The organism is Kribbella sp. NBC_00482, from assembly GCF_036013725.1.
Taxonomy (GTDB): domain Bacteria; phylum Actinomycetota; class Actinomycetes; order Propionibacteriales; family Kribbellaceae; genus Kribbella.
The window spans coordinates 5,151,579-5,175,663 of sequence record NZ_CP107881.1 but is presented as its reverse complement, the minus strand read 5'-3'; the positions used below and the strand labels follow the sequence as shown (position 1 = coordinate 5,175,663).

The window sequence follows — 24,085 nt, the reverse complement described above, 5'->3', positions numbered from 1 at the left end:
CGCAAACGTAACGCGATAGGCAACATCACGATAAGTCACCGAAGACCTGGAAATACTTGTTACCAGGTAGTCCATTAACCGGCCAGGAACGACAACCGGACATGCCGGTCGGGATTGTCGCGATTGGTGTCGACCAGACAGATCGATTGCCAGGTGCCGAGCGTCAGCCGGCCCCTCAGCACCGGCACGGTCGCGTACGGCGGAATCAGCGCCGGCAGCACGTGGTCACGACCGTGTCCGGGCGAACCGTGCCGGTGCTGCCACTCGAAGTCCCGCGGCAACAGGTCCTCCAGCACCGCCAGCAGATCGAGGTCGCTGCCGGCGCCGGTCTCGAGGATCGCGACACCGGCCGTCGCGTGCGGCACGAACACGTGCAGCAGGCCGTCGCCGCGACCGGAGACGAACTGTTCACACCGGCTCGTGAGGTCGAGGACGACCTCACGAGCACCGGTATGAATGTCCAGAACCACTGAGTCCATCAGGCGGGGACGATGTTGACCAGTTTGGGCGCCCGCACGATCACCTTGCGGGTGCCGCGGCCGTCCAGCGCCTTCTGGATCGCCTCGGACGCCAGCGCCAGCTGCTCCAGGTCGGCGTCGGAGATGTCCGGCGCGACCTCCAGCCGGTCCTTCACCTTGCCGGCGATCTGCACCACGCAGGTGACCGAGTCCTGGACCAGCAGCGCCGGGTCGACCTTCGGCCAGCCGGCCTTGGCGACGGTCGGCTCGTGGCCCAGCTCCTCCCACATCTCCTCGGCCGTGTACGGCGCGACCAGGCTCAGCACGATCGCCACCGCCTCGACCGCCTCGCGCACCGCCGGGTCGGCCGCACCGGGACCGGAGTCGATCGCCTTCCGGGTCGCGTTCACCAGCTCCATGATCCGGGCGATCATGACGTTGAACCGGTGCGAGTCGATCAGCTCGGCCGCGTCCGCCACCGTCCGGTGGGTCAGCTTGCGCAGCTCGACGTCGCCGGTCGACGGGTCCGAGCCGGCCGGGGACTCGACCGCTCCGGCCAGCCGCCAGGCCCGCTGCAGGAACTTCAGCGAGCCGCCCGGGGACATGTCGGCCCAGTCGATGTCGTCCGCCGGCGGACCGGCGAACACCATGGTCAGCCGGACCGCGTCGACACCGAACTCGTCGATCTGGTCGCCCAGGTTCACGCCGTTGCCCAGCGACTTGCTCATCGACTTGCCCTGGTTGATGACCTGGCCCTGGTTCAGCAGCCGGGTGAACGGCTCCACGACGTTCAGCAGGCCCATGTCGTGCAGTGCCTTGACGAAGAACCGCGCGTACAGGAGATGCAGTACGGCGTGCTCCTTGCCGCCAACGTACTGGTACACCGACATCCACCGCTCGGCCGTGGCCTGGTCGAACGGGCCGTCGGTGTACTCCGGCGACAGGTAGCGCAGGAAGTACCAGGACGAGTCGACGAACGTGTCCATCGTGTCGGTGTCGCGCTCGGCCTGGCCACCGCACTTCGGGCAGTCGACCTCGACCCACTCGCGGGCCGCCGCCAGTGGCGAGACGCCCTTCGGCTGCAGGTCGGTGCCGCGCAGGTCGGGCAGCTCCATCGGCAGCTGGTCGTCGGGGACCGGGACCTCGCCGCAGGACGGGCAGTGGATGATCGGGATCGGGCAGCCCCAGTACCGCTGGCGGCTCAGCAGCCAGTCGCGCAGGCGGTAGTTGATCGTCCGCTCGCCCAGGTCCTTGGTCTCCAGCCAGTCGATGATCCGCGACTTGGCGTCGGCGATGTCCAGTCCGTCCAGGCTGATCTCGGCGTTGGCGCTGTTGATCGCGTCGCCCTCGCCGGTGAAGGCCTTGCCGTCGAAGTCGGCGGGAGGCTGCACGGTACGGACGATCGGCAGGTCGAACTTCTCCGCGAACTCCCAGTCCCGGCTGTCCTGGCCGGGGACCGCCATGATCGCGCCGGTGCCGTAGTCGGCCAGCACGTAGTCGGCCGCCCAGATCGGGATCCGCTTGCCGGTCACCGGGTTGATCGCGTACGAGCCCAGGAAGACACCGGTCTTCTCGCGCTCGGTGCTCTGCCGCTCGATCTCGGTGGTGGCCTTCACCTTGGTCAGGTACTCGTCGAAGGCGGTCTGCTGCTCCGGCGTGACCAGCTCGGCGGCCAGCTTCGCGTCCGGTGCGACGACCATGAACGTGGCGCCGAACAGCGTGTCCGGGCGGGTGGTGAACACCTTGATCGGCTCGTCGCGGCCCTCCACCTGGAAGTCCGCGAACGCGCCCTCGGAGCGGCCGATCCAGTTGCGCTGCATCAGCAGGATCTCTTCCGGCCACTGCAGCAGTTCCATGTCGTCCAGCAGCCGCTGGGCGTAGTCAGTCGTCTTGAAGTACCACTGGGTCAGCTCGCGCTTGGTGACCTCGTGCCCGCAGCGCTCACAACGCCCCTGCACGACCTGCTCGTTGGCCAGCACGGTCTGGTCGTTCGGGCACCAGTTGACGAACGACGCCTTGCGGTAGGCCAGACCGCGCTCGTACAGCCGCAGGAACAGCCACTGCGTCCAGCGGTAGTACTCCGGGTCGGACGTGTGCAGCCGGCGCGACCAGTCGAAGCTCAGCGCGTAGCGCCGGATCGACTCGGCCTGCGTCTCGATGTTGCCGTAGGTGTACGTCGCGGGGTGCTCGTTGCGCTTGATCGCGGCGTTCTCCGCGGGCAGGCCGAACGAGTCCCAGCCGATCGGGTTCAGGACGTCGTACCCCTGCTGGAACCAGTAGCGCGCCAGGACGTCGTGCAGCGCGAACACCTCGGCGTGGCCCATGTGCAGGTCGCCGGAGGGGTAGGAGAACATCGTGAGCGCGTAGCGACGCTCGGCCGAGCCGTCGTCCTTCGCCTTGAAGGGATCCAGCTTCTCCCACACCGGACGCCACTTGGCCTGCATGGCGTTGAAGTCGTAGCCGCCCCTGTCGATCTGGGCGTCCTCCACCTGCTCGCTCACGGTCCTACTCCATACTTCGTGTGTTTGTTGAGCCTAAATGTGCCAGAAGGCACCCCTGGACATAAAAAAGCCCCTCACACAGGAGGGGACGCCGCACTGACCGGCGCTCAGATTGCGCCTGGATGCCAGTACGGCTACGTAAGGAGCAGGCTCACTCGCATTTGGTCAGGATAGCACTAGAGGAACTCGGTGCCGCCGGTGCGGCGGTGGTTGCCGGGGGTTCGGCCGTACTGGCGTTTGAAGGCGGTGGAGAACGGACGTACGTCGGAGTAGCCGCAGGCTCTTGCTACCTCGGTGATGGACAGGGTGTGGTCCATGAGGAGCTGTGAGGCCAGCTCGAGGCGGAGGCGGCGCAGGGTCGACATGATGGATGCGCCGGTCTGCTGGGTGAAGAGCCGTTCCGCGTGACGTTCGGACAGGTGGGCGGCGGCTGCTACGTCCCGGACGGTGATCGGGCGGGACAGGTTGTCGCGGAGATGACGCTGCATGGCGTCGACGACCAGGGGTCCTCTGTCGCGGCGTACTGGTTCCACGGCTAGGTCGTCGTCCAGGGCGAAGGCTCTGGCGGTCTCCAGCACCAGAGTGGCTCCGAGGGCGCCCAGTGCAGTGCTGTAGCCGGAGATCGGTGCAGCTGCTTCAGCCGCGAGCGCTGTCACGAGAGACGGCAACGAGCCGGTGCGGTCGGACATCACCGGACCGTCCGACCGAGTCAGGCCGGACCACCACCCGAGGTCCCCTGGAGCTGTGCCGGACGGTCTGAACGTGAAGCCCCAGAAGGCGATTCCTAGTGGGGCGGTGTGGCTGGACTCGATTTCGTGGATGTCGCCCGGGCGGGCGAGGAAGACGGAGCCCGGTGCCACCTCGTACTGCACGGAGCCGGAGTTGAAGCGACCCTCGCCGGAGTACGCGAGGCAGACCTCGTGGAACGAGTGGCTGTGCCAGTAGTTGCGCCAGTACTCCGGCCGGTAGTGGCCCCAGCTGAGGAAGTCCGCGCGGAAGCCGTCGACCTCGCAGGACTCCAGCAGCCCCGCGAGGTCGACGAACCGATCCGCCGCAGCGACGGACTCCAGGCTCAAACAGCACTCCTGCCGGTGGGGTCGATGCCACGCAGAATCATGCCCTGGCCGAGCGACCACTCGTGCGTCTTGACGGTCGGCGGGTCCGACGGGTCGCGGTACTGGATCAGCCAGGTGGTACGCGCCTCGTCACTGGTGTTCACCCCGGACCCGTGCACGGTCAGGTAGGTGAAGAACAGTACGTCGCCCGCCTCGGCCGGCTGCGGCGTCGCCGCGTCGAACGACGGCTCCAGCAGGTGGTACGAGCCCTCCGGGCTGTGCTCCCGTGGTCCCTCCTTGTGGCTGCCCGGAATCACCCGGACGCAGCCCTTCTCGACAGGCGCGTCGTCGAAGTGGAAGATCGCCGCCCCGACCCGGTGGTAGGTGTGCGGGAAGAACGGGTGGTCCTGGTGCAGCGGGAACGGCGAACCGTTCTCCGGCGGCTTCACGAACAGCTTGGTGTGGTGCAGCTGTACGTCGTCCACACCCATCACCGCAGCGGCCACGTCGGTGAACCGCGGGTCCACCAGGAGCTTCGAGAACTCGGCGTCGTAGAACTGCGCGTCGTGCAGATGCTGCAGCTTCGTCGGCGCCTCGGTCATGTCCCGGGCGGCGCCCCAGGTCGGGTCGTCGGTCCGGTTCAGCCGCGCCAGCAGTTCGTGGCTGCGCTGCCGGTAGTGCGCTGCTTCTTCCTTGCTGAGCAGGCCTTTCACCAGTACGAAGCCCTCGGCGGCGTACTGCTGCGCAAGCGCGGCCAGCTCCGGTTTCTCGGACGTGATCGTCATCTCGAAATTCCTCCTGATCGGGTACTTCGAGACTACGAACGCCGGCGCCCGGACGGGAGGACCCGACCGGACGCCGATGTTCGTCAAACGGACATGGCTACTCGCCGGCCGAGTCAGCCGGTTCCGCATCGACCGGTACGGCGATCGGGCGCAACCGGGCCCACAGCACGAACACGGCGGTGAACACGAGCATCCCGAGGCCGCCCCAGAGGTTGATGTTGATTCCGGCGGCCTTGTCGATCTCGGCCTGCTTCTCGACGATGCCGAGGACGGTCAGCACCACGCCGTAGATCCCGACCAGGGTCGCGATCACGATCCGGATGTCGAACGCCCCGGCCTTCTTCTTGTCTGCCATCTCGAACGCTCCCTCAGCCGAAGACGATGTTCAGGACGATGGTCATCGCCAGCGAGATGCCTGCCAGCAGGACCGGCTTGCGGTACCAGCCGTGGTCACCGGCGACCGCGACCTCGGTGCGCTGTTCCTTCGGTGTCAGCGAGTACACCAGGCCGACCAGCTCGGAGTCCTCCTTGGGCCGGGTCATCGTGCTGACCAGGACGCTGATCAGGATGTCGACCACGAAGGCGGCGCCGGCGCCGACGAAGCTGGCGCCCTGCCCGGGCAGGTTGATGACGCCGTTCTCCGAAAGAACGAACACGGTGATCGCGGTCGCCGTACCGCTGACCAGGCCGATCCAGCCGGCCGCCGCGGTCATCCGCTTCCAGAACATACCGAGGATGAACGTGGCGAACAGCGGCGCGTTGAAGAACGAGAACAGCTGCTGCAGGTAGTCCATCAGGTTGCTGTAGCCGGAGGCGATCGCGGCCGTGCCGATCGCGATCACCGTGCCCGCGACGGTCACCCAGCGGCCGGTCCGCAGGTAGAAGGCGTCCGGCCGGTCCTTGATCACGTAACGCTCGATGATGTCGTACGACATCACGGTGTTGAACGAGCTCAGGTTGGCCGCCATACCGGCCATGAACGAGGCCAGCAGACCGGTGATCGCGAGGCCGAGCATGCCGTTCGGCAGCAGGTCGCGCATCAGCAGCAGGATCGCGTCGTTGTAGTCGACCTCGCCGCTGCCGGTGGCCTTGAACTGCGCCATCTCCGGCACGATCACCGCGGCGATGATGCCGGGGATGATCACGATGAACGGCACGAACATCTTCGGGAACGACCCGATGATCGGCGTCCGCCGGGCCGCCGACATGTTCTTCGACGCCATCGCCCGCTGCACCTCGACGAAGTTCGTCGTCCAGTAGCCGAACGAGAGCACGAAGCCGAGGCCGAACACGATGCCGATCACCGACAGGAAGCTGTTGCCGAACCCGCTCAGCGCGTTGCCCGGCCAGGCCGACATCTGCTCGCTGCCGCCCGGCGACGCGGTCACCTTGTCGACCAGGCCCTGCCAGCCACCGACCTTGTGCAGGCCGACCAGGGTCAGCGGCAGCAGCGCGGCGACGATCACGAAGAACTGCAGCACCTCGTTGTAGATCGCTGCGGACAGTCCGCCGAGCGTGATGTAGCTGAGCACGATCACGGCGGCGACGATCACCGACACCCAGATCGGCCAGCCGAGCAGCACGTTCACGATGGTCGCCAGTAGGAACAGGTTCACGCCCGCGATCAGCACCTGCGCCAGGGCGAAGCTGATCGCGTTCACCAGGTGCGCGGGCTTCCCGAACCGGCGCAGCATGAACTCCGGCACGCTGCGGACCTTGGAGCCGTAATAGAACGGCATCATCACGACGCCGAGGAACAGCATCGCCGGGATCGCGCCGATCCAGAAGTAGTGCACGGTCGGCATGCCGTACTGCGCGCCGTTCGCCGACATGCCCATGATCTCGATCGCGCCCAGGTTGGCCGAGATGAACGCCAGGCCGGTGACCCAGGCCGGCAGCGACCGGCCGGACAGGAAGAAGTCCAGGCTGTTCGACACCGCGCGTCTGGCCATGTACCCGATACCGAGCACGAAGACGAAGTAGAGGGCGATGATGATGTAGTCGATCGCCGTGGCATCCAGTCTGAGGATGGATTGTTGGGCAAGCATCGGGCCTCCGCACCGCCGGTGTGACAGATCGTGTTGTTACCGCTCAGGAACGTTACTCCTACTTTCAACCAAGCGGGCGGCGACCCGGCGATGGACGGTCTCCACCCGAATCTCCACCCGTGGTCGGTCCCCCGGGAAGACCGGGCAGACCTACCGTCCGTGACATGAGCTTCGGAACATTGCCCAACGCACTCGTCGTGATCGCCGTCGTGGTCGTCGTGCTCGCCCGGCGGCTGTCCTGGTCCGAGCTGGAGAACTCCGACACCGACGTGTGGCGCGGCCCTGTCGTGCTGATGGGGGTCGGGGTCTACCAGCTGTACGACCGGCACACCGGCCTCGGCGTCCTTGACGTCGTACTGCTCGTCGTGGGCACCGCGCTCGCACTCGTCGCCGGCGTCGGCTCGGGCCGCGTCGCAAAGGTCGAGCGGCGCGCCGGGAAGGTCTTCTTCCGGCTCGGGATGCCCGGGCTCGGCATCATGGTGGCGTACCTGGTCGTCCGGCTCGGGCTCGCGGGACTCGGTCACCTGCTCGGCGCCTCGGTCGCCGGCGGCGGCGCGCTGATGGTCTCGATGGGTGCGAACCTGTTGACCCAGTCGCTGATCATTCAGAGCAAGGCGAGCCAGATGGCCGAGGAGTACACCAACCAGTGAAGCTGAAGGCGCTGCTGCCGCCCCGTCCGCACGGTGAGAGCGGCTGGGTCGGCCGGCTGCTCACCACGGGTGTCGCGGTCGCCGTTCTGGCCACCGCGCGTCCCGCGGCAGCCTGGGTCTGGGTCGTGCTCGGTGTCACGTTCGCCCTTTTCGTGGTCGGCTCGGTGCTGATGACGGCACGGGCGTACGTCTCGCTAGCACTGCTAGCCACCGTCGCGGTCAGCAACGCACTGATCGCGGGCTACCCGCAGTCGAACGCCCTGGTCCTGGTGCTGGTCGCGATCACCGACATCGCCGTGATCGACTTCGGGCGCCGCGGCAACCGGCCGATCGTTGCTGTCGGCATCGGCGTCGCGGCGGCGTACGCGGGCTCCGCGTGGTGGTTCGGGCAGCCGGACACCTGGTACTTCTCCCAGCTGCTCTGGACCGCCGTACTGACCGCCTTCGGGTTGAACCGGCGCCAGTACGAGGTGCAGGCGCGGCAGACCGAGCAGTTGCTGGAGCAGACCCGGCTGGCGCAGAGCGAGCACGCCCGCGCAGCCACGCTGGAGGAACGCGGACGGATCGCTCGGGACCTGCACGACGTACTGGCGCATTCGCTGGGTGCACTGAGCGTTCAGCTCGAGGTAGCCGAGGCACTGCTGGATGAGCGTGGTGACACGGCCGGTGCACTGGAGCGGGTACGTCGCTCACGCCGGCTCGCCGTACAGGGGCTGACTGAGGCGCGGAACGCTGTAGCTGCGCTGCGGGCAGATGAGGTCCCTGAGCTCCCTGCAGCGCTGGCTGACCTCGCAGGGCAGCATGAGAAGGACCATGGTTCTCCTGCACGGCTGACTGTCACAGGTGCGCAGAAGAGGCTGGACTCCGGTGTGACGGTCGCACTGCTCGGTGCGGCTCGCGAGGCACTGACCAACGCGGCCAAACACGCACCTGGCCAGGCGGTGGAGATGCAGCTCGCTTATCAGGACGGCGTCCGGCTGTCCGTCCGGAACAAGGGTGTGACGAGTGGTGAGGGTTTTGGGCTGGCTGGGATGCGGGAGCGGCTCGCTCTGGTGGGTGGGACATTGACGGCAGGTGCGGACGGCGACGACTGGTTGGTGGTGGCGGACGTTGAGTGACGCAATCCGGGTGGTCGTGGCGGACGACCAGCAGGTCGTACGAGAAGGACTGGTCGCTCTACTCGGGCTGATCGACGGCGTCGAGGTCACCGGCGCGGCAGCGAACGGTGTCGAGGCCGTCGACCTGGTTGCCCGGGGCAACGTGGACGTGGTGCTGATGGACCTGCGGATGCCGGTGCTGGACGGGACGCAGGCGACCGCGCGGATCACGGCCGACTTCCCGGACGTCGCCGTACTCGTGCTCACCACGTACGCCGACGACGCCTCGATCGCGAACGCCCTCCGCGCCGGAGCCCGCGGCTACCTCACCAAGGACGCGGGCCGCGCCGAGATCGGCGCCGCGCTACGGTCGACCGCCGCCGGACAGTCCACGTTCGATCCCGAGGTCTCGAAGCGTTTGATCGCCGGACTCGCACCGACCGTCAAGGAGACCGATGGGCTGACGGCCCGGGAGACCGAGGTACTGCGGTTGATCGCGCAGGGCCTGAGCAACCCGGAGATCGCGGGGAGGCTGTTCATCAGCGAGGCGACCGTGAAGACGCACATCAACAACACGTTCGCGAAGATCGGCGCCCGGCACCGCGCGGAGGCCGTGCGGTACGCCTATCGCAAGGGGATCGCGTCAGATTCGTAGCTCGGCGACGACGGGGCGGTGGTCGCTGCCGGTCGAGCTCATCACCCAGGCCTTGGTAGGGGTGACGCCGCGCACCAGGATGTGGTCGATCCGCGCCATCGGGAACTTCGCCGGCCAGGTGAACCCGAAGCCGGTGCCGGCCGCGCCCTGCGCCGAGCGGAGGCCCGCCGTCAGCGGGGCGAGACTGCGATCGGTCGCCGTACCGTTGAAGTCGCCCATCACGATCACGCCCGCGAGCTGCTCGTCGGCGATCTGCCGGCCGAGCGCCTTGATCGTGTCGTTGCGCTGGTCCGACGTGAACCCGCTGGTGCCGACGCGGACCGAGGCGAGGTGCGCGACGTACACGGCGACCTTGCCCTCCGGCGTGCTGACCTCCGCGCGGAGCGCCCGGGTCCATTTGAAGCCGACGTCGACGGACTTGGTCTCGACGACCGGGTACTTCGACCAGAGGGCGACCGTGTCGCGGGACACCTGGTACGGGTACAGCTCGGCGAAGGCGGCCTTGTAGACCTTCAGGTCCGACGAGGTGAGCTCCTCGAGCGCCATCACGTCGGCGTCGGCCGCGATCAGGTCCTTGGCGGTCTTCTCCGGGTCAGGGTTGGCAGCGTCGACGTTGTGCGTCAGCACGCGCAGGTCGTACGCTCCCCCGCCGCCCTTGCCCGGGACCAGCAGGTTGCCGAACATCAGGCCCCACACGAGCGCGGGCACCAGCAGCGCGACACCGGCCGTCGCGGACCGCCGTACCAGGGCCGCGACAGCGAGGACCGGTACGGCGAGGCCGACCCAGGGCAGGAAGGTGTCGAGCAGGCTGCCCAGGTTGCCGACCGAGTTCGGAACGTAACGGTGGAACAGCAGCGGCAGCGCCGACAGGATCGCCAGCACCGCGATCACCCAGCCGCGTCGCCACATGCCACCCATCTTCCTCCGCCGCGCGCCGGTGCGCGGCGGCGGCGGTTTGCGACTGGCGACAGCTGTCTGGCGGTCCGGCATGCAGCGATTGTTGCGGACGGCGGGGCCGGACCAAAGTCCGTGCACCGTCAGGTACGGCGATTTCATCCGTAGGAACGATCGTCCGGCACCGGAATGATGAGTAATCCATGAGGATGACGGGAGAGCTCTGGTGCCTTCGGGTGACCGCATCGCACAATGCCCGTATGCCGTCAGCGCAGATCACCGAGCCGTTCGTCGTCAAGCGCCACGGGCTCGGTACGACGAAGACCGCGCTCGCGCTCGGCACCGTGGTGTTCGGCGTGATGGTGGCGCTGACGCTCGCGATCGTCGTGGTGCAGGCGATCCGGGACGCGTCGATCCGGGAACCGCTCGAGGCGGTGTGGCTGGGCTGGGGCGGTACGCCGCTGATCTTCGCGGTCGGCCTGCCGATCCTGCTCGTGGTCGGTGCGATCACCGCGCTGGAGGAGCGCCGCGAGGAGGACGTCGACGACGTACTGCTGACCGTGGACGACGCCGGCATCTACCTCGGCGGCGAGCAACCGCGCACGATCCCCTGGGACGAGGTCCGCGGCGTCTGCCGGCTCGAACTCCAGGACAGTGAAGAGACCTGGGAGCCGCGGCTGGTGGTCATGCTCGTCGACGAGGACGCCCTCCCCCGCAGCACCAAGGCCTGGGGCCCGTCCTGCCCCTGGCCCGGAGCCCACGAGATCCTCGCCCGCTCCCTCCCGTACGACGACCTGGTCACCGCCATCGCCCAACGAGCCCCCCACATCCACGTCACCAACCGCGGCCGAGTCGAGGACTGACGGCCGGATACCGTCGGGACATGACGGCTCCTGACATCGGCAGTGCGGAAGAGCAGGCGCGGTACCAGCGTGGGCTGGAGGTTATGAGTGGCATCGACGGTGGTGGAGCACCTGCCGTGATGGACAGCCTCGGAGACATCGCCCCGGCGCTCGCGCATCACATCGTGGCGTTCGGCTTCGGTGACCTGTACTCCCGGCCGGCGCTCGTTCCCCAGCAACGCCAGCTCGTCACCCTCGGGATCCTGGCCGCACTCGGCGGCTGCGAACCCGAGCTGGAAGTGCACATCAAGACCTCGCTCAACGTCGGCCTCACGCCGGCGGAGATCGTGGAGACCTTCATCCACACCGCCGGGTACGCCGGCTTCCCCCGCGCGATCAATGCGATCACAGTCGCCAAGAAGGTCTTCGCCGAACGCAACCTGCTGCCGGTCACGGAAGGATGAGCTCCATGGCACACCTCGTCTACTCGGCCATTGCCTCGCTCGACGGGTATATCGCCGACGCCGATGGGTCCTTCGACTGGGCTGCGCCGGATGTGGAGGTGCACGCCTACGTCAACGAACTCGAGCGGCCCATCGGTACCTATCTGTACGGCGGCCGGATGTACGCCACGATGGCGTACTGGGAGACCGCTGACGACCCCGCGCCCGTGAGCCGGGAGTACGCCGAGATCTGGCGGGCCGCCGACAAGATCGTCTACTCCCGCAGCCTGCCGGCGATCAGCACGGCCCGCACCCGCCTGGAACGCGAGTTCACGCCCGACGACGTGGCCGAGCTCAAACAGTCCTCCAATGCCGCCATCTCGATCGGCGGCGCGAACCTCGGCGGCCAGGCCCTCTTGGCAGGCCTGGTCGACGAGATCCACCTCTTCCTCGCCCCGGTCGTCGTCGGCGGCGGCACACGAGCCCTCCCCGACGGACTCACCGTCGGCTTGGAACTCGCGACCGAACGACGCTTTCCCACCGGCTTCGTCCACCTGCACTACAAGCTGACGCCCTAGCCCTCCGGACCTAGTGGCTTCCCGAGGAAATCAACCCACGCGCGCTGCGCAGGTGCATCCTTCGTCGCTCCGCTCACCACTGTTCACGTGCCGGCGACATCCGGCGGGTTCCGGGAACAAGCAATAGCTGGTCGCCAGCCCCCATCGCCTGTTCCCAGTGCGACCCAGTCCCTGTACTGCGGAACATTTCTGCCACCAGGTGCAACATTTGTTCCGCAAACAACCACTCCGCCAACCACCCCCGCTCGTCCGCGCACCCCGCGCCCGGCGGAGCCGGCAATAAACAGCCGCGCCGAAGGCGTGACCGATCTGCGTTCCTCCGGTACCACGCGCGCCCGGCTGGGGAGGTGCTCGGCCGCAGTAGCAACTAGCGCAGCACGTGTCAGCTGTTAGCCCTTTGGGCCGAGCAGTTTCTCGAGGTCGGTGAGGACGTCCATCGCGCCGATCGGGCCGAGGCCGAGGAACCAGACCTCGTCGTCGACGCGGGCCGACTTGCCTGCCTTGACGGCGGGCAGCGACTTCCAGAGGTTGCCGTTGACAACCTTCGTCTCGTCGGTGGTGTCGGGCTTGCCGTAGCTGGAGTAGAAGATCCAGTCCCCGACAGCCTGGCCGATGTTCTCCTGGGAGATCTCGACGGCGAGGTCTTGCACGTCCTGGACCTTCGGCCGCGGCAGGCCGATGTCCTTCAGGATGACGCCGATGAACGACAGGTTGCCGTACAGCCGGATCTGGCCGGGACGGAACCGGACCAGCGAGATCGTCGGCGTACCCTCCACCTTCGACTTCACCTCGTCGGCGCGCTTCTGGTAGTCGTTCAGCAGCGCGGTCGCCTTGTCCTCCTCGCCGACCGAGTCCGCGACGAGCAGGAAGTTCTCCTTCCACGGGAACCCGGGCCGGATGCTGAAGACCGTCGGCGCGATCGCGCTCAGCTTCGTGTACAGGTCGTTGGCCCGCAGTTTGCTGCCCAGGATCAGGTCCGGCTTCAGCGCCGCGATCGCCTCGAGGTTCAGCTCGCTGATCCCGCCGACGGTCTTGATGCCCTGCGCCTTGTCGGCGAGGTACGACGGTACGCCGCTCTGTCCCGCCGTCGTCGCCATCCCGACCGGGGTGATGCCCAGCGCCAGTACGTCGTCCAGCTCACCGCTGTCCAGGACGACCACCCGCGACGGCTTCGCCGGGATGTCGGTCGAGCCGAGCGCGTGCTTCACCGTCCGCGGGAACGCGCCCGGCGCGGCGTCCGAGCCGAGTTTCGCGGTCTCCTCGTCGGCGGTCTTGAACAACCGCCCGCCGGTCGCCACTTCCTTGTCACCGACACCGGTGTCCGCACTCTTGGTGTCCCCGCCGCCACACCCGGCCAGCACCAGCACGGCGGCCGCCACAACAATCCCGATCGCTCTCTTCACGACCGCTGACCCTACAACAATCCAACTAAGGCAACCCTAACCAGGGCCACCTTGAGCCCCCACCAACCAGTTTCACCGCCCGAAAACGGTTGGTGGGGGCTCAAGGTGACTTTGTGCACCGCGTCCGTGTGGCGGCGGGCTTACGGTGCGGATGTGGTGCACAAAGTGGCGCCTTGGCCGGGGGCGAGGGTGATGGTGACGGTGCGGTCGGGGGTTAGGGCGATGGTGTGGGTGCCGGCGTGGGTTGCGTGTACGGCGGCCTCTGTCAGGACGCCGTTGCGCCACGTTGCGTTGAAGGAGAGGCCGCCGCGGGCGCGGAGGCCGTGGAACGAACCGTCGGGCCATTCCGCCGGTAGTGCGGGTAGCAGCCGGATGAGGTCGGTGTGGCTTTGCAGGAGCAGCTCGGGGATGCAGCCGGTCAGGCCGAAATTGGCGTCGATCTGGAAGATGTCGCCGTCGCGGTGCAGCAGGTTGCCCGAGACGAGCCGGCTCAGGTAGTCCTGGATCACCTCGAAGGCCCTCGACGGCTCGAACAGCCGCGCCCAGAGCGCCACCAACCAAGCCGCGGTCCAACCACCGTTGGTGGCACCCGCGGTCCGCAGCTCCAGCGATGCACGAGCCGCCGCGGCGAGTTCCGGCGTACGCGTCGGGTCGATCTCGGCACCCGGATGGAGTCCGTACAGATGCGACTGGTGCCGGTGCTGCGGCTCCGACGGCTCCCAGTCCGTCGGCCACTCGTGCAGCCGTCCGTCCGGTGTCACCCGGACCGCAGGCAACCGATCACGAGCAGCCGCGGCCTGCGCGGCCAACGACGAGCTCAACCCCAGCACACGTTCCGCGTCGGCCAGGTTCGCGAACAGCTCACGGATCAGCCAGATGTCGTACGTCGACGTGAGGTCGACCGATGCCTTCGCACCTGAGGGCAGCACGAAGTGATGCTCCGGCGCAGTCGACGGAATGAACTGCAACCGCTCGCCGTCGTCGACGAGCATCGCCAGTACGAACTCCGCCGCGCCGACGATCAACGGATACGCGCGATCCCGGAGGAAGTCCACGTCCACCGTGAACCGGTAGTGCTCCATCAGATGCGCCGTCAGCCACACCCCGCACGTCGCGCACATCGACCAGACCGGATCGTCGCCGCCGTCACCGACAGGCCAGGTCGCCCGCCAGATGTCAGCGTTGTGGTGCGACACCCAGCCGGGAGCGTCGTACAAGATCCGTGCCGTCTCGGCACCCGAGGAAGCCAGTCCTTCGAGCAGATCGGTGAGCGGGTCGAAGCACTCGCTCAACCCGGTCAAGTCGGCGAGCCAGTAGTTCATCTGGGTGTTGATGTTGTTGGTCCAGTCGCTGGCCCACATCGGGCGCCGGTCCTGGTTCCAGATGCCCTGCAGGTTGGCCGCCTGCGTCCCAGGGCGGGAGGACGCGATCAACAGGTACCGGCCGAGGTTGAAGGCCAGCGCGACCAGGTCCGGATCGTTGCCCCCGGCAGCGACCGCCTCGATCCGCTCGTCGGTCGGCAGCTCGACAGGAACGCCGAGCTCCAGCGCTGCCCGGTCGTACAACGACGCATGGTCCTCGACGTGCCGCTCCCGAAGCTTCTCCACGGCAACCGAATCCAGCACCGCGGCCGCAGCACTCAACGCCACCAGCGGATCCCGCCCCGGCGGCACCTGCCAGCCGGCGAACGTGCTCGCCGCCGCCAGTACGACGGTCACCCGAGAGGCCCCACGCACCGCGACACCCGCGTCGGAGGTCAGCACGGAACCTCCGTCCGCGAAGGCGCGCAGCGCGACACCGAACCCGATCCCGCGCCCTTCCTCGTACCGGATCGGGTCCGGACTCTCCCGGTACTCGATCGTCAGATCCGACGGCGCCCGCCCGACGACGCCATAGGTGCCATCGGCAACTTCCACCGCGATCGGATGCTGGCTGTCCAAGCCCAGATCCAGCGAGATCGCCCCAGGCTGATCGGCGGTCATCGTCCACACCAGCACCTGGTCCGGCGCGGACACGAAGGTCTCGCGCCGGAACCGGGTGCCGCCCACTGTGTAGTCCACGCCCACGACGCCAGTGCTCAGGTCGAGCGTGCGCCGGTACTCCGACGCCGTACCGCTCGACCGGATCACCAGGTCGGCAAGTGGCTGGTACGACTCCACCAACGGCCCTTGCAGAGAACGGGTCCGCTCGGTGGCAGCCAGCTGATCACCGTCCTCCAGCAGCAACCGGCGTACGTCGGCCAGCACCGCCGGCCCGTCCGGGACGGTCAGCGTGCGCGGACCGTCACCGGACCAGACGTCGTCGAGGTTGAGCGCGATCCGCTCGTCGGCGACCCGGCCGTACACCTTCGCGCCGAGGTGCCCGTTGCCCAGCGGCAACGCCTCGAACCAGTCCGACGCAGGGGCGTGGAACCACAGTAGGTGGGACAACTACTTGCTCCCGGACTTGTACTTGTCGTAGGCCTGCTGGTTGATCTCCAGGTACCGCGGCATGCCGGTGCTCTCGAGACCCTTCACGTAGGCGTCCCAGTCGGTGTCGAGGTTCTTCGAACCGGTGATGAAGGCCAACTGGTTCTGGTTCACGTACGTGTTCAGGTTGGTCTGCAGCGTGGCGAGTTCGCCGCTCAGGCTCGGGTCCGGCCAGACGAACGTCGACGGGAACCACTGCGCCTTGTCCTCGTGACCCTCGTACTGCTTGGTCGCCTCCCACAGCCGCCGCTCCAGGCCGGCGCCGGTGTAGATGTCCTTCGGCACGACCTGCGCGTTCCGGAAGGCCAGCGTGTTGTTGTACTGGCCGAGCGCGCCCCAGCTGATGTTCTTCGGCGCGTCCTGCTTCGGCTTGTACAGCGCCTTGGTGCTGGCGTCGAGCGCGATGTCACCGGCAGCGGGCTTGGTCCAGCCGACACCCTCCGGGCCCATGTTGGTGATCATCTGGCCCTCGTCGCTGTAGATCCAGTCGAGCATCTTGATCGCCGCGACCTGGGCCTCCTTGCTGGCCTTGTTGGTCAGCATGAACGTGTACCCGGTCGAGGTCGGGTGGTTGTACCCGGTGTAGCTCTTGCCCTCCGGACCGGTCAGCGGCGGTACGGCGTCGTACTGCTTGTCGCGGCCGTCCTTCGAGTCCAGCTGGACGAAGATGCCCGGCCACAGCACCGGCACGGAGCCCAGTACGACGGCCTTCGGGTTGTTGCCCTGGGCCTGCAGCGCCTGCGCGTTCTGGGTGAACGCGGCCTGGTCGATCAGGCCGTCCTTGTAGAGGCCGTGGATGTACTTCAGGCCTTCCTTCCACTGGTCCGACGTCACCGGCGTGGTGACCTTGTCGCCGTTCAGCGTGAGCAGCGACCGGACGCCGTTGTTCGCGCCGACCGGGTCGTAGGCGAACGCGTTCATCAGGTACGCGATCAGGCTGCTGTCCTGCGGGTCGGTCGTCATCGGGATCTCGTCGGCCTTGCCGTTGCCGTTCGGGTCCTTGGTCTTGAACGCCTCGAGCACCTTGCGCAGGTCGTCGGTGGTCTTGGGCGCCTGCAGGCCGAGCTTCTTCAGCCAGGTGCTGTTGATCCACAGCTTGTCCGGGTACGTGCAGTGGAAGCAGTCCGCCCACTGCGGGAGCGCGTAGATGTGACCGTCGGGCGCGGTCGACATCTCCTTGTACTCCTTGTTGGAGTCCAGCGCCTTCTGGATGTTCGGCGCGTTCTCCTTGATCAGGTCCTCGAGCGGTACGGCGATGCCCTGCTGACCGAGCTTCAGCACCTCCGCCTGGGTGAACGCGTCGATCCACGGGATCAGGAAGAACAGGTCCGGGTAGTCGCCGCTGGCCAGCGAGATCTGCCGCTTCTCCTTGGCCGGTCCGGCGTCGTACGTCGTGGTCTGCCAGCGGAACTGGATCTTGAACTTGTCGCTGATGACCTTGGTCACCGCGTTGGTGTCCATGTTGGTGCTCTGGTCGGACGGCGTGAAGGTGTCGATGACGACCTTGCCGTCCGCCGAGGTCTCGTTCGCCGCACCCTTGCCGGACTTGTCCGAACTGCAGGCGGCCAGGACGAGCGCGCCGGCTGCTGCCAGCGCCACGACCTTGCTCACGGATGAGCGCATTGCGGTGTTCCTTTCTGAATGGGCCTTCAGCCCTTGACCGCGCCGACCATTACGCCCTTGGTGAAGTGGCGGGCGACGAACGGGTAGATGATCAGTACGGGCAGACTCGAGATGACGATGAGCGCGTACTTGAGGACGTTGGCCAGCTGTTGCTGTTCGAGCTGCTGGGCCAGACTCGTCGTGGTGGTGGACCCGGTGAGGGTGTTCAGGATCAGCACGTTCCGCAGCACGATCTGCAACGGGTACAGGCCGGGGTCCTTGAGGTAGATCAGCGCGTCGAAGTAGCTGTTCCACTGGAAGATCGCGTACATCAGCGCGATCACGGCGATCACCGGCTTGGACAGCGGCAGCACGACCGACCACAGGAACCGCAGGTCGCTCGCCCCGTCGATGGTGGCCGCCTCGTGCAGCTCGTCGGGGATCGTGCTGCGGAAGAACGTCCGCGCGATGATCACCTGCCAGACCCCGATCGCGCTCGGGATCACCATCGCCCAGCGGGTGTTCAACAGCCCGAGGTCCTGGACCACCAGGTACGTCGGGATCAGGCCGCCGGAGAACAGCATGGTGAAGATCAGCACGCTCATGATCACGTTCCGGCCGAAGAACGTCCGGCGGGACAACGGGTACGCGATCGCGATCGTCAGCGTGACGCTGATCAGGGTCCCGCCGATCGCGTAGATGAACGAGTTCAGGTAGCCCTTCATGATCAGCGGATCGCTGAAGGCCTCCTTGTACGCCTTCAGGCTCGGCTCGATCGGCCACAGCAGCACCCGGCCGGCGCTCACCGCCGACGGGCTGCTGAACGAGTTCGCGACGATGTAGATCAGCGGTACCGCGACCAGGAGCAGCGCGATCCAGAGCATGATCTTCACGCCGAGCAGGAAGATCTTGTCGGTACGCGTCTCCTCGATCGTGGTGCGCTCCGACCGCTTGCTCGTCGTACGGCGGAAGCCTTGCAACGTGATGCTCATGACCAGAGTCCGTTTCCGGTGATGCGCTTGGCGGCGAAGTTCACGCCGAGCAGCAAGAACAGGTTGATCACCGAGTTGAAGAGCCCGATGGCGGTCGCCATGCTGAAGTCGGCGTTCAGCAGACCGGTCTTGTAGACGTAGGTGGCGATGATCTCGGACTGCGCGGTGTTCAGCGGGTTCTGCAGCAGGAAGGCCTTCTCGAACCCGATCGACATGATGTTGCCGACGCCGAGCACCAGGATGATCACGGCAGTCGGCATGATGCCGGGCAGATCGACGTTCCGGATCCGCTGCAGCCGGCTGGCGCCGTCGATCCGCGCCGACTCGTGCAGCGCCGGATCGATCCCGGACAGCGCGGCCAGGTAGATCACCGCGGAGTACCCGGTGGTCTGCCACACGTCGGACCAGACGTAGATGTGCCGGAAGTAGTCAGGGTTCCCGAGGAAGTCGACCGACGGTACGCCGAACAGCCCGATCGCGTCGTTGACGAACCCGAGCCGCGGCGACAGCACCAGGATCGTCATCGAGACCACGACCACGGTGGAGATGAAGTACGGCGCGTACGTGACGAGCTGGACGGTCTTCTTGAAGCGGCCGTTGCGGATCTCGTTCAGCGCGATCGCCAGGATGATCGGGATCGGGAAGCTGGCGAGCACCGTGTAGACCGACAGCAGGAACGTGTTCTTCACCAGGGTCCAGAACACCGGGTTCTGGAAGAACAGTTCGAAGTTGCGGAAGCCGACCCAGTCGCTGCCCCACGGGCCCTTGATCGGGCTGTAGTTCTTGAACGCGATCACGGCGTTCGCGATCGGGACGTACTTGAAGATCACGAAGTACGCGAGCGGCACGACGATCAGCAGGTAGAGCTGCCAGTGCCGCCGGAGACTGCGCCGGGCCTGCGTCCGGCGACTCGTTCGCGGTGGTTTCCGGACGGTCGCTGCGGCCGGCGGCGCCGGTGCCGCCGGTGCCGGTTTCACCTCGAAGGTTGCGCTCACTCCGCATCCTTTCCCTCACGCGCTGGAGTGGAACCGATATCCGATAGGATCTCGGGTTTCGCTATCCCGGAGGATGACACACAACCCCGGCGCAGCGGAAGACTTCCGGCCCGGGTCGATACCGGACGGTGACCGATGAGCTCAGATCCCTTGTAGGTAAGGGTTTTCCGGCGTTGCCCCCAGCAACTACCGGTCGCAGAACGACGAATGATCCGATGGCTCGCCACCGGATCCGGGCAGATGTCGATCACACCCGGGGTCGCTCTGAGCCACCGACACCGGACCGATCCACAATTTATTTCTGCTGTTAACTATGTCGCAGTCAACCTGCCGACGGCGGTCCATGTCAAGACCTGGCCTGGGCCAGTTGCCGGTCGATCATCACCTCGTCGAAACGGCCTGCCTGCCGGCCGTTCCAGAGCTCGGCCATCACCATCAACACCCGGAACACAACCCGCAACGGCTCGATCGCAGTCAGCTCATGTTCGGTCAGTGGTTCGACGGCGGCTCGCTGATAGCCGGCCAGCATGTCCGGCTGTGCCCTGGCGATCACGAGCTCCCAGACACGACTGTCCAGGTGACACAGATCGAAGTCGATCACTCCGGCGAGACAGCCGTCACCGTCGAAGTGCAGGTTCCAGCTGGCGAAGTCTCCGTGCACGATCGTCTGCGGTAGCCCGAGCAGGTCGTACTCGCGCACCAGCTCCTTGGCGCCGTCCATCGCCTGCTCCGCTCGGTTCGCAAGGTCAGGCCGCTGCTCGCGGAGCAGGTCGACGCCGCGGTCCCAGCCCTGGAACTCCCCCATCGCGTCCAGGTCCGCAGCCTGGAAGAACCCGGCCCGCGTGCCGACGTCGAGGTCGCTCAGGTCCGCGTGCAGCCGGGCGAGCACCTCGCCGCGCTCGGCCTGCTGCGCCGCGGTCTCGTCCTGGTGGGGTTGGCCTGGTACGAAGCGGGTGACCGCCCAGAGCCGCCCGTCGTACTGGATCGGGCCGGCAACCCGCGCTGGGACACACCAACTGCGCCCAGTCAGGTGATCAAGCACCTGGTCCTCATAAGTGAGGTCCTCTTCAGTTCTCAGCACGTGGTAGCGGCGGAGGATGTGGTGCTCGCCGTCGCTGGTCCAGAGATGCCAGTTCCCGTTGCGGACCGAGTCCTCGTCACCGGGCCGGGTCGGCTCCAACCGCGTCACCTCGAGCCCCAGTGCACGCACCACATCTCCCAACGCGGTCATTTCGTCATCCTGGCAGTTGGGATAGTTGGGCGCATGGAGTTTGTGGGTGGGCGGGTGGTTGTTGGCGGGGTTGTGGTGGGGGCTACCGGGATGCGGTGGTGGGACGAGGCGGACGGAACTCGGTTGTATTTGCTGACGGGTGAGGTTGAGGCGGCGTACCAGCGGCTTGGGTATGGGCGGCGGATCCTGGCCTGGCAGGAGGAGCAGGCCCGCGAGGCGGCGGTGGGGATCTCGGGTACGGCGGTGTTGGGGACCAATCCGGTGTCCGAGCGGGATCTGGCGTTGGTGCGGGCGGCAGGGTACGAGGTGGCGTTCACGCGGGTGCGGATGACGATGCCGCTCAGCGCACCGAGCGAGGGCGAACTGCCGGAGGGCGTGGTGTTGCGCGCTGCGTCGGCGGTGGATCATCGGGCTGTGTTCGACGCGAACGCGGAGGTGTTCGGCGGGAGTTCGCTCGGGTACGTGCAGGACTCGTTCGAGGAGTTCGAGCAGGATGTGGCCGACGACTTCCCGGACTACGGGCTGTGGTCGCTCGCGTGGGACGGTGACCGGCTGGCCGGGTGGGTGGTCAGCGGGCGTGACGACACCCCGTGGGTCGGCGTACGAGCCGATTGGCGGCGGCGCGGACTGGCGTCGGCATTACTCCGAGCCAACCACGCTGCGCTCTGGAAGTCCGGCGTACGACAGGCGTCGCTGTGGACCGTGCTGGAGAACCCGACCGGGAGCGTCGCCCTGTACGAGAGGGCCGGCTACCGCATCGTCGAGCGGCAGCCGCGCTACCGGAAGCCGATCGACGGCCAAAGAGAAACCTGACCCGACCATCACGGGGGAACGGCCGGGCCAGGCATTACCGATAGTACCCCTGATCACCAACCGGGGTCGGCTAATTCGAAGGCAGACGCGCCGCTTCTCCCCTACCCTGTTCGCCATGCGTACTCGCTCCTGAAAGCGCACAACCGCGGCCCCGCCGCCGTCCGTGCGCCACGCAAGCGTTTGACCTTGCCGGTCGGCGCTTCGTCCTGCCCGCACGCGCTTTCAGGAGCTACTGACGATGTCTTCCTACCGGTCTGCCGACCCCACCCGGACGTACTACGTCTACAACGCCGCCTGGTCCTACCTGGCCGCCCTGTCGTTCACGCTCAGCCTCGTGTACTACGTCCGCGACGCCGGACTCGACCCGCTGCAGATGGTCCTGGTCGGGACCACTCTCGAGCTCACCTGTTTCCTGTTCGAGATCCCCACCGGCATCGTCGCCGACCTGTACAGCCGCCGGCTCTCGATCGTGATCGGCTTCGTGCTGATCGGCGCCGGCCTCCTGCTCCAGGGCCTGGTCCCGACGTTCCTGGCGATCCTCGCCGCGCAGGTGCTGTGGGGCGTCGGCTACACGTTCACATCCGGTGCCGACCAGGCCTGGATCAGCGACGAGATCGGCACCGAACGGGCCGGCCGGGTGTTCGTCCGCACGCAGCAGTTCGCGCTGGCCGCGGGCATCGCCGGCACGGTCACCGCCGGCGGTCTCGGACTGATCAGCCTGCCGTTGCCGATGGTGATCTCCGGCGCCGGGACGATGCTGCTCGGCCTACTGCTCGCCGTGTTCATGCGTGAGCAGAACTTTCATCGCACGCCGCGCGAGGAGCGCGAGACGTTCCGGCAGATGGCGGAGACGTTCAAGCACGGTCTGGCGGTCGCCCGGCGGCGTCCCGTCGTACGGACGCTGGTGGTCATCAGCCTGATCGCGGGCCTGTCCAGCGAGGCGTTCGACCGGCTGTGGTCGGTGAAGCTGTTGACCTTCAACTTCCCGACCGTGTTCGGTACGTCGGACCCGGCGCTCTGGTTCACCCTCCTGGCGCTGGCCGGCACCGTCCTCTCGCTGGGCGCGTCGCTACTGCTGAACCGCTTCTCCGCCGAACGCCTGCAGGCCTCGCACCCGACCGGCATCCTCGCGACGCTCGCCGCGCTGGACGTCCTCGGCATGTTCCTGTTCGTGTTCGCCGGGAACCTCTGGCTCGCGCTCGCGGCGCTGTGGTTGCGGCAGATCGCCGACACCGTCTCGATGCCGATCCACTCCGGTTGGCTGAACCGGCACGTCGACTCCCGTTCCCGGGCGACCGTGCTCTCGATGGTGTCGCAGGCGAACGCGATCGGTCAGGTCGTCGGCGGCCCGCCGCTCGGCGCCCTCGGCCGTACGTCGTTGCGCGGCGCACTGCTCGGGTCCGCGCTCATCTGGCTACCGATCCCGGCGTTGTACCTACGCCTCAAGGAAGCCCGCAGTACCACCGCCGTCTGACTTTGTACCTGGATGCACGCACAACCCCGAATCAGCAGCCAAACCCGCCGAAATTCGGGGTTGTGTCTGCGTGCAGGTACAAGTTCACTCGTCGATCTTGATGCGGATCGCTTCGCGGCGGTTGTCGCGCGACGACTTGAGCAGGCTGGCGACCGTGGTGACGAACAGCGTGCCGATGATGAAGCCGAGCGAGGTCAGGATGCCGATGTGCGGCAGGTGGATCGCGCCGATGTCGTCGATGTGCGAGCCGTGCAGCGCCTCGACGATCAGCTTCACGCCGATGAACGCGAGGATCACCGACAGGCCGACGTTCAGGTAGACGATCCGCTCCAGCAGGCCGCCGATCAGGAAGTACAGCTGCCGCAGGCCCATCAGCGCGAACGCGTTCGCGGTCAGCACGATGTACGCGTCCTGGGTGAGCCCGAAGATCGCCGGGATCGAGTCCAGCGCGAAGATCACGTTCGCCATCCCGATCGCGGAGATCACGATCACGAGCGGGGTGAGCATCCGGCGGCCGCCGGTCCTGGTGACCAGTTTGGCGCCGTCGTAGTCGTGCTGCAGCGGCAGGATCCGGCGCATCGCGCGGATCACGACGTTCTCCTGGAAGTCGGACTCTTCGTTCTCGCCCTCGATCGCCAGCCGGACCGCGGTGTAGACCAGGAACGCGCCGAAGATGTAGAACACCCAACTCGCGGCCGAGATCGCCGCCGCGCCGGCCAGGATGAAGATCGCCCGGAGCAGCATCGAGACCACGATGCCGATGTACAGCACCTTGTCCTGCGCCAGGCTCGGTACGGCGAACCGCGCCATGATGATCACGAACACGAAGAGGTTGTCGACGCTCAGGCTGTACTCGGTGATGTAGCCGGCGACGAACTCGCTGCCCGACTGCCCGGGACTGAACAGGAACAGCCCGAGCGCGAACAGCCCGGCCAGGCCGACGTAGAACAGCACCCAGCGCGTCGCGTCCTTGATCGTCACGGTGTGGTTGCGGCGCGCGATCACGATCAGGTCGAACGCGACGATCGCGAGCAACCCGGCGATCGTCAGCACCCAGACAGCAGGGGACATGACAGAGACCATGACAAACCTCCGGACGTC

Annotated in this window: 22 protein-coding genes; 8 read left to right on the top strand and 14 right to left on the bottom strand. The window is 66.9% G+C overall.

Annotated features, from left to right (window positions below; genetic code table 11):
• Positions 1-74: 74 nt before the first annotated feature.
• The 6 genes from OHB24_RS25350 to OHB24_RS25325 form a co-directional block, all read right to left on the bottom strand.
• Entirely contained in the window at positions 75-479 is a 405-nt protein-coding gene (locus tag OHB24_RS25350) for a YjbQ family protein (protein WP_327633330.1), read from the bottom strand.
• On the bottom strand, positions 479-2,947 hold the full coding sequence (gene leuS / locus OHB24_RS25345; protein ID WP_442914000.1) for a leucine--tRNA ligase: 2,469 nt from the start codon (positions 2,945-2,947) through the stop codon (positions 479-481). The genes OHB24_RS25350 and leuS overlap by 1 nt, the downstream gene beginning before the upstream one ends.
• 188 nt (positions 2,948-3,135) lie before the next feature.
• Positions 3,136-4,035 (bottom strand): AraC family transcriptional regulator, encoded by a 900-nt coding sequence (locus tag OHB24_RS25340; RefSeq protein WP_327633328.1) that lies wholly within the window; start codon positions 4,033-4,035, stop codon positions 3,136-3,138.
• Positions 4,032-4,799, bottom strand: a complete 768-nt coding sequence (locus OHB24_RS25335) for a phytanoyl-CoA dioxygenase family protein (protein WP_327633327.1) — start codon at positions 4,797-4,799, stop codon at positions 4,032-4,034. Before OHB24_RS25335 ends, OHB24_RS25340 begins: the two co-directional genes overlap by 4 nt.
• 97 nt (positions 4,800-4,896) lie before the next feature.
• Positions 4,897-5,154, bottom strand: coding sequence for a hypothetical protein (locus OHB24_RS25330; RefSeq protein WP_327633326.1), 258 nt, complete (start codon positions 5,152-5,154; stop codon positions 4,897-4,899).
• 13 nt (positions 5,155-5,167) lie between these two features.
• On the bottom strand, positions 5,168-6,847 hold the full coding sequence (locus OHB24_RS25325; RefSeq protein ID WP_327633325.1) for a sodium:solute symporter family protein: 1,680 nt from the start codon (positions 6,845-6,847) through the stop codon (positions 5,168-5,170).
• A gap of 164 nt (positions 6,848-7,011) precedes the next feature.
• Here OHB24_RS25325 and OHB24_RS25320 point away from each other — a divergent pair, with 164 nt between their 5' ends.
• From OHB24_RS25320 to OHB24_RS25310, 3 genes are read left to right on the top strand one after another with little or no spacing between them, the layout of a single operon-like run.
• A complete protein-coding gene (locus tag OHB24_RS25320) occupies positions 7,012-7,497 on the top strand; it encodes a hypothetical protein (RefSeq protein WP_327633324.1) in 486 nt (161 codons plus the stop codon).
• The gene (locus tag OHB24_RS25315; RefSeq protein WP_327633323.1) at positions 7,494-8,615 is read left to right on the top strand and encodes a sensor histidine kinase; all 1,122 of its coding nucleotides are present in this window, start codon (positions 7,494-7,496) and stop codon (positions 8,613-8,615) included. Before OHB24_RS25320 ends, OHB24_RS25315 begins: the two co-directional genes overlap by 4 nt.
• Entirely contained in the window at positions 8,608-9,249 is a 642-nt protein-coding gene (locus OHB24_RS25310) for a response regulator transcription factor (RefSeq protein ID WP_327633322.1), read from the top strand. The genes OHB24_RS25315 and OHB24_RS25310 overlap by 8 nt, the downstream gene beginning before the upstream one ends.
• Here the strand turns inward: OHB24_RS25310 and OHB24_RS25305 are convergent.
• Positions 9,238-10,167 (bottom strand): endonuclease/exonuclease/phosphatase family protein, encoded by a 930-nt coding sequence (locus tag OHB24_RS25305; protein ID WP_442913999.1) that lies wholly within the window; start codon positions 10,165-10,167, stop codon positions 9,238-9,240. The genes OHB24_RS25310 and OHB24_RS25305 overlap by 12 nt on opposite strands.
• Before the next feature lie 236 nt (positions 10,168-10,403).
• On the opposite strand from OHB24_RS25305, the gene OHB24_RS25300 reads away from it, so the two are divergent.
• Genes OHB24_RS25300 through OHB24_RS25290 form a run of 3 tightly spaced genes read left to right on the top strand, consistent with a single transcriptional unit; the run spans position 10,404 to position 12,006 of the window.
• A complete protein-coding gene (locus OHB24_RS25300; RefSeq protein WP_327633320.1) occupies positions 10,404-11,006 on the top strand; it encodes a hypothetical protein in 603 nt (200 codons plus the stop codon).
• 20 nt (positions 11,007-11,026) lie between these two features.
• A complete protein-coding gene (locus OHB24_RS25295) occupies positions 11,027-11,449 on the top strand; it encodes a carboxymuconolactone decarboxylase family protein (protein WP_327633319.1) in 423 nt (140 codons plus the stop codon).
• 5 nt (positions 11,450-11,454) lie between these two features.
• Positions 11,455-12,006, top strand: a complete 552-nt coding sequence (locus OHB24_RS25290) for a dihydrofolate reductase family protein (protein ID WP_327633318.1) — start codon at positions 11,455-11,457, stop codon at positions 12,004-12,006.
• A gap of 389 nt (positions 12,007-12,395) precedes the next feature.
• On the opposite strand, the gene OHB24_RS25285 is transcribed toward OHB24_RS25290, so the two are convergent.
• From OHB24_RS25285 to OHB24_RS25260, 6 genes are all read right to left on the bottom strand, one after another.
• Positions 12,396-13,409 (bottom strand): ABC transporter substrate-binding protein, encoded by a 1,014-nt coding sequence (locus OHB24_RS25285; RefSeq protein ID WP_327633317.1) that lies wholly within the window; start codon positions 13,407-13,409, stop codon positions 12,396-12,398.
• 140 nt (positions 13,410-13,549) lie between these two features.
• Complete coding sequence (locus tag OHB24_RS25280; RefSeq protein ID WP_327633316.1) at positions 13,550-15,838, bottom strand: glycoside hydrolase family 95 protein; 2,289 nt, start codon at positions 15,836-15,838, stop codon at positions 13,550-13,552.
• Positions 15,839-17,500, bottom strand: a complete 1,662-nt coding sequence (locus tag OHB24_RS25275) for an ABC transporter substrate-binding protein (protein WP_327633315.1) — start codon at positions 17,498-17,500, stop codon at positions 15,839-15,841.
• A gap of 26 nt (positions 17,501-17,526) precedes the next feature.
• Positions 17,527-18,471, bottom strand: coding sequence for a carbohydrate ABC transporter permease (locus OHB24_RS25270; RefSeq protein WP_327633314.1), 945 nt, complete (start codon positions 18,469-18,471; stop codon positions 17,527-17,529).
• Entirely contained in the window at positions 18,468-19,466 is a 999-nt protein-coding gene (locus tag OHB24_RS25265; protein WP_327633313.1) for an ABC transporter permease, read from the bottom strand. Before OHB24_RS25265 ends, OHB24_RS25270 begins: the two co-directional genes overlap by 4 nt.
• 346 nt (positions 19,467-19,812) lie before the next feature.
• Complete coding sequence (locus OHB24_RS25260; protein WP_327633312.1) at positions 19,813-20,697, bottom strand: phosphotransferase enzyme family protein; 885 nt, start codon at positions 20,695-20,697, stop codon at positions 19,813-19,815.
• Between the two features lie 33 nt (positions 20,698-20,730).
• Here OHB24_RS25260 and OHB24_RS25255 point away from each other — a divergent pair, with 33 nt between their 5' ends.
• Together OHB24_RS25255 and OHB24_RS25250 are read left to right on the top strand one after the other, a co-directional pair.
• Positions 20,731-21,510 carry a GNAT family N-acetyltransferase gene (locus OHB24_RS25255; RefSeq protein ID WP_327633311.1) on the top strand — a complete coding sequence of 260 codons (780 nt, stop codon included), beginning with the start codon at positions 20,731-20,733 and terminating at the stop codon, positions 21,508-21,510.
• A gap of 238 nt (positions 21,511-21,748) precedes the next feature.
• On the top strand, positions 21,749-22,984 hold the full coding sequence (locus OHB24_RS25250; protein WP_327633310.1) for an MFS transporter: 1,236 nt from the start codon (positions 21,749-21,751) through the stop codon (positions 22,982-22,984).
• 84 nt (positions 22,985-23,068) lie between these two features.
• On the opposite strand, the gene OHB24_RS25245 is transcribed toward OHB24_RS25250, so the two are convergent.
• Complete coding sequence (locus tag OHB24_RS25245; RefSeq protein ID WP_327633309.1) at positions 23,069-24,055, bottom strand: TerC/Alx family metal homeostasis membrane protein; 987 nt, start codon at positions 24,053-24,055, stop codon at positions 23,069-23,071.
• Positions 24,056-24,085 lie beyond the last annotated feature (30 nt).

Coding starts and splice junctions, on each gene's coding strand:
- OHB24_RS25245 (WP_327633309.1), bottom strand. CDS start 24,055: ATGTCCCCTGCTGTCTGGGTGCTGACGATCGCCGGGTTGCTCGCGATC.
- OHB24_RS25255 (WP_327633311.1), top strand. CDS start 20,731: ATGGAGTTTGTGGGTGGGCGGGTGGTTGTTGGCGGGGTTGTGGTGGGG.
- OHB24_RS25330 (WP_327633326.1), bottom strand. CDS start 5,154: ATGGCAGACAAGAAGAAGGCCGGGGCGTTCGACATCCGGATCGTGATC.
- OHB24_RS25325 (WP_327633325.1), bottom strand. CDS start 6,847: ATGCTTGCCCAACAATCCATCCTCAGACTGGATGCCACGGCGATCGAC.
- OHB24_RS25270 (WP_327633314.1), bottom strand. CDS start 18,471: ATGAGCATCACGTTGCAAGGCTTCCGCCGTACGACGAGCAAGCGGTCG.
- OHB24_RS25275 (WP_327633315.1), bottom strand. CDS start 17,500: ATGCGCTCATCCGTGAGCAAGGTCGTGGCGCTGGCAGCAGCCGGCGCG.
- OHB24_RS25300 (WP_327633320.1), top strand. CDS start 10,404: ATGCCGTCAGCGCAGATCACCGAGCCGTTCGTCGTCAAGCGCCACGGG.
- OHB24_RS25335 (WP_327633327.1), bottom strand. CDS start 4,799: ATGACGATCACGTCCGAGAAACCGGAGCTGGCCGCGCTTGCGCAGCAG.
- OHB24_RS25305 (WP_442913999.1), bottom strand. CDS start 10,167: ATGGGTGGCATGTGGCGACGCGGCTGGGTGATCGCGGTGCTGGCGATC.
- OHB24_RS25350 (WP_327633330.1), bottom strand. CDS start 479: ATGGACTCAGTGGTTCTGGACATTCATACCGGTGCTCGTGAGGTCGTC.
- OHB24_RS25260 (WP_327633312.1), bottom strand. CDS start 20,697: ATGACCGCGTTGGGAGATGTGGTGCGTGCACTGGGGCTCGAGGTGACG.
- OHB24_RS25250 (WP_327633310.1), top strand. CDS start 21,749: ATGTCTTCCTACCGGTCTGCCGACCCCACCCGGACGTACTACGTCTAC.
- OHB24_RS25290 (WP_327633318.1), top strand. CDS start 11,455: ATGGCACACCTCGTCTACTCGGCCATTGCCTCGCTCGACGGGTATATC.
- OHB24_RS25295 (WP_327633319.1), top strand. CDS start 11,027: ATGACGGCTCCTGACATCGGCAGTGCGGAAGAGCAGGCGCGGTACCAG.
- OHB24_RS25320 (WP_327633324.1), top strand. CDS start 7,012: ATGAGCTTCGGAACATTGCCCAACGCACTCGTCGTGATCGCCGTCGTG.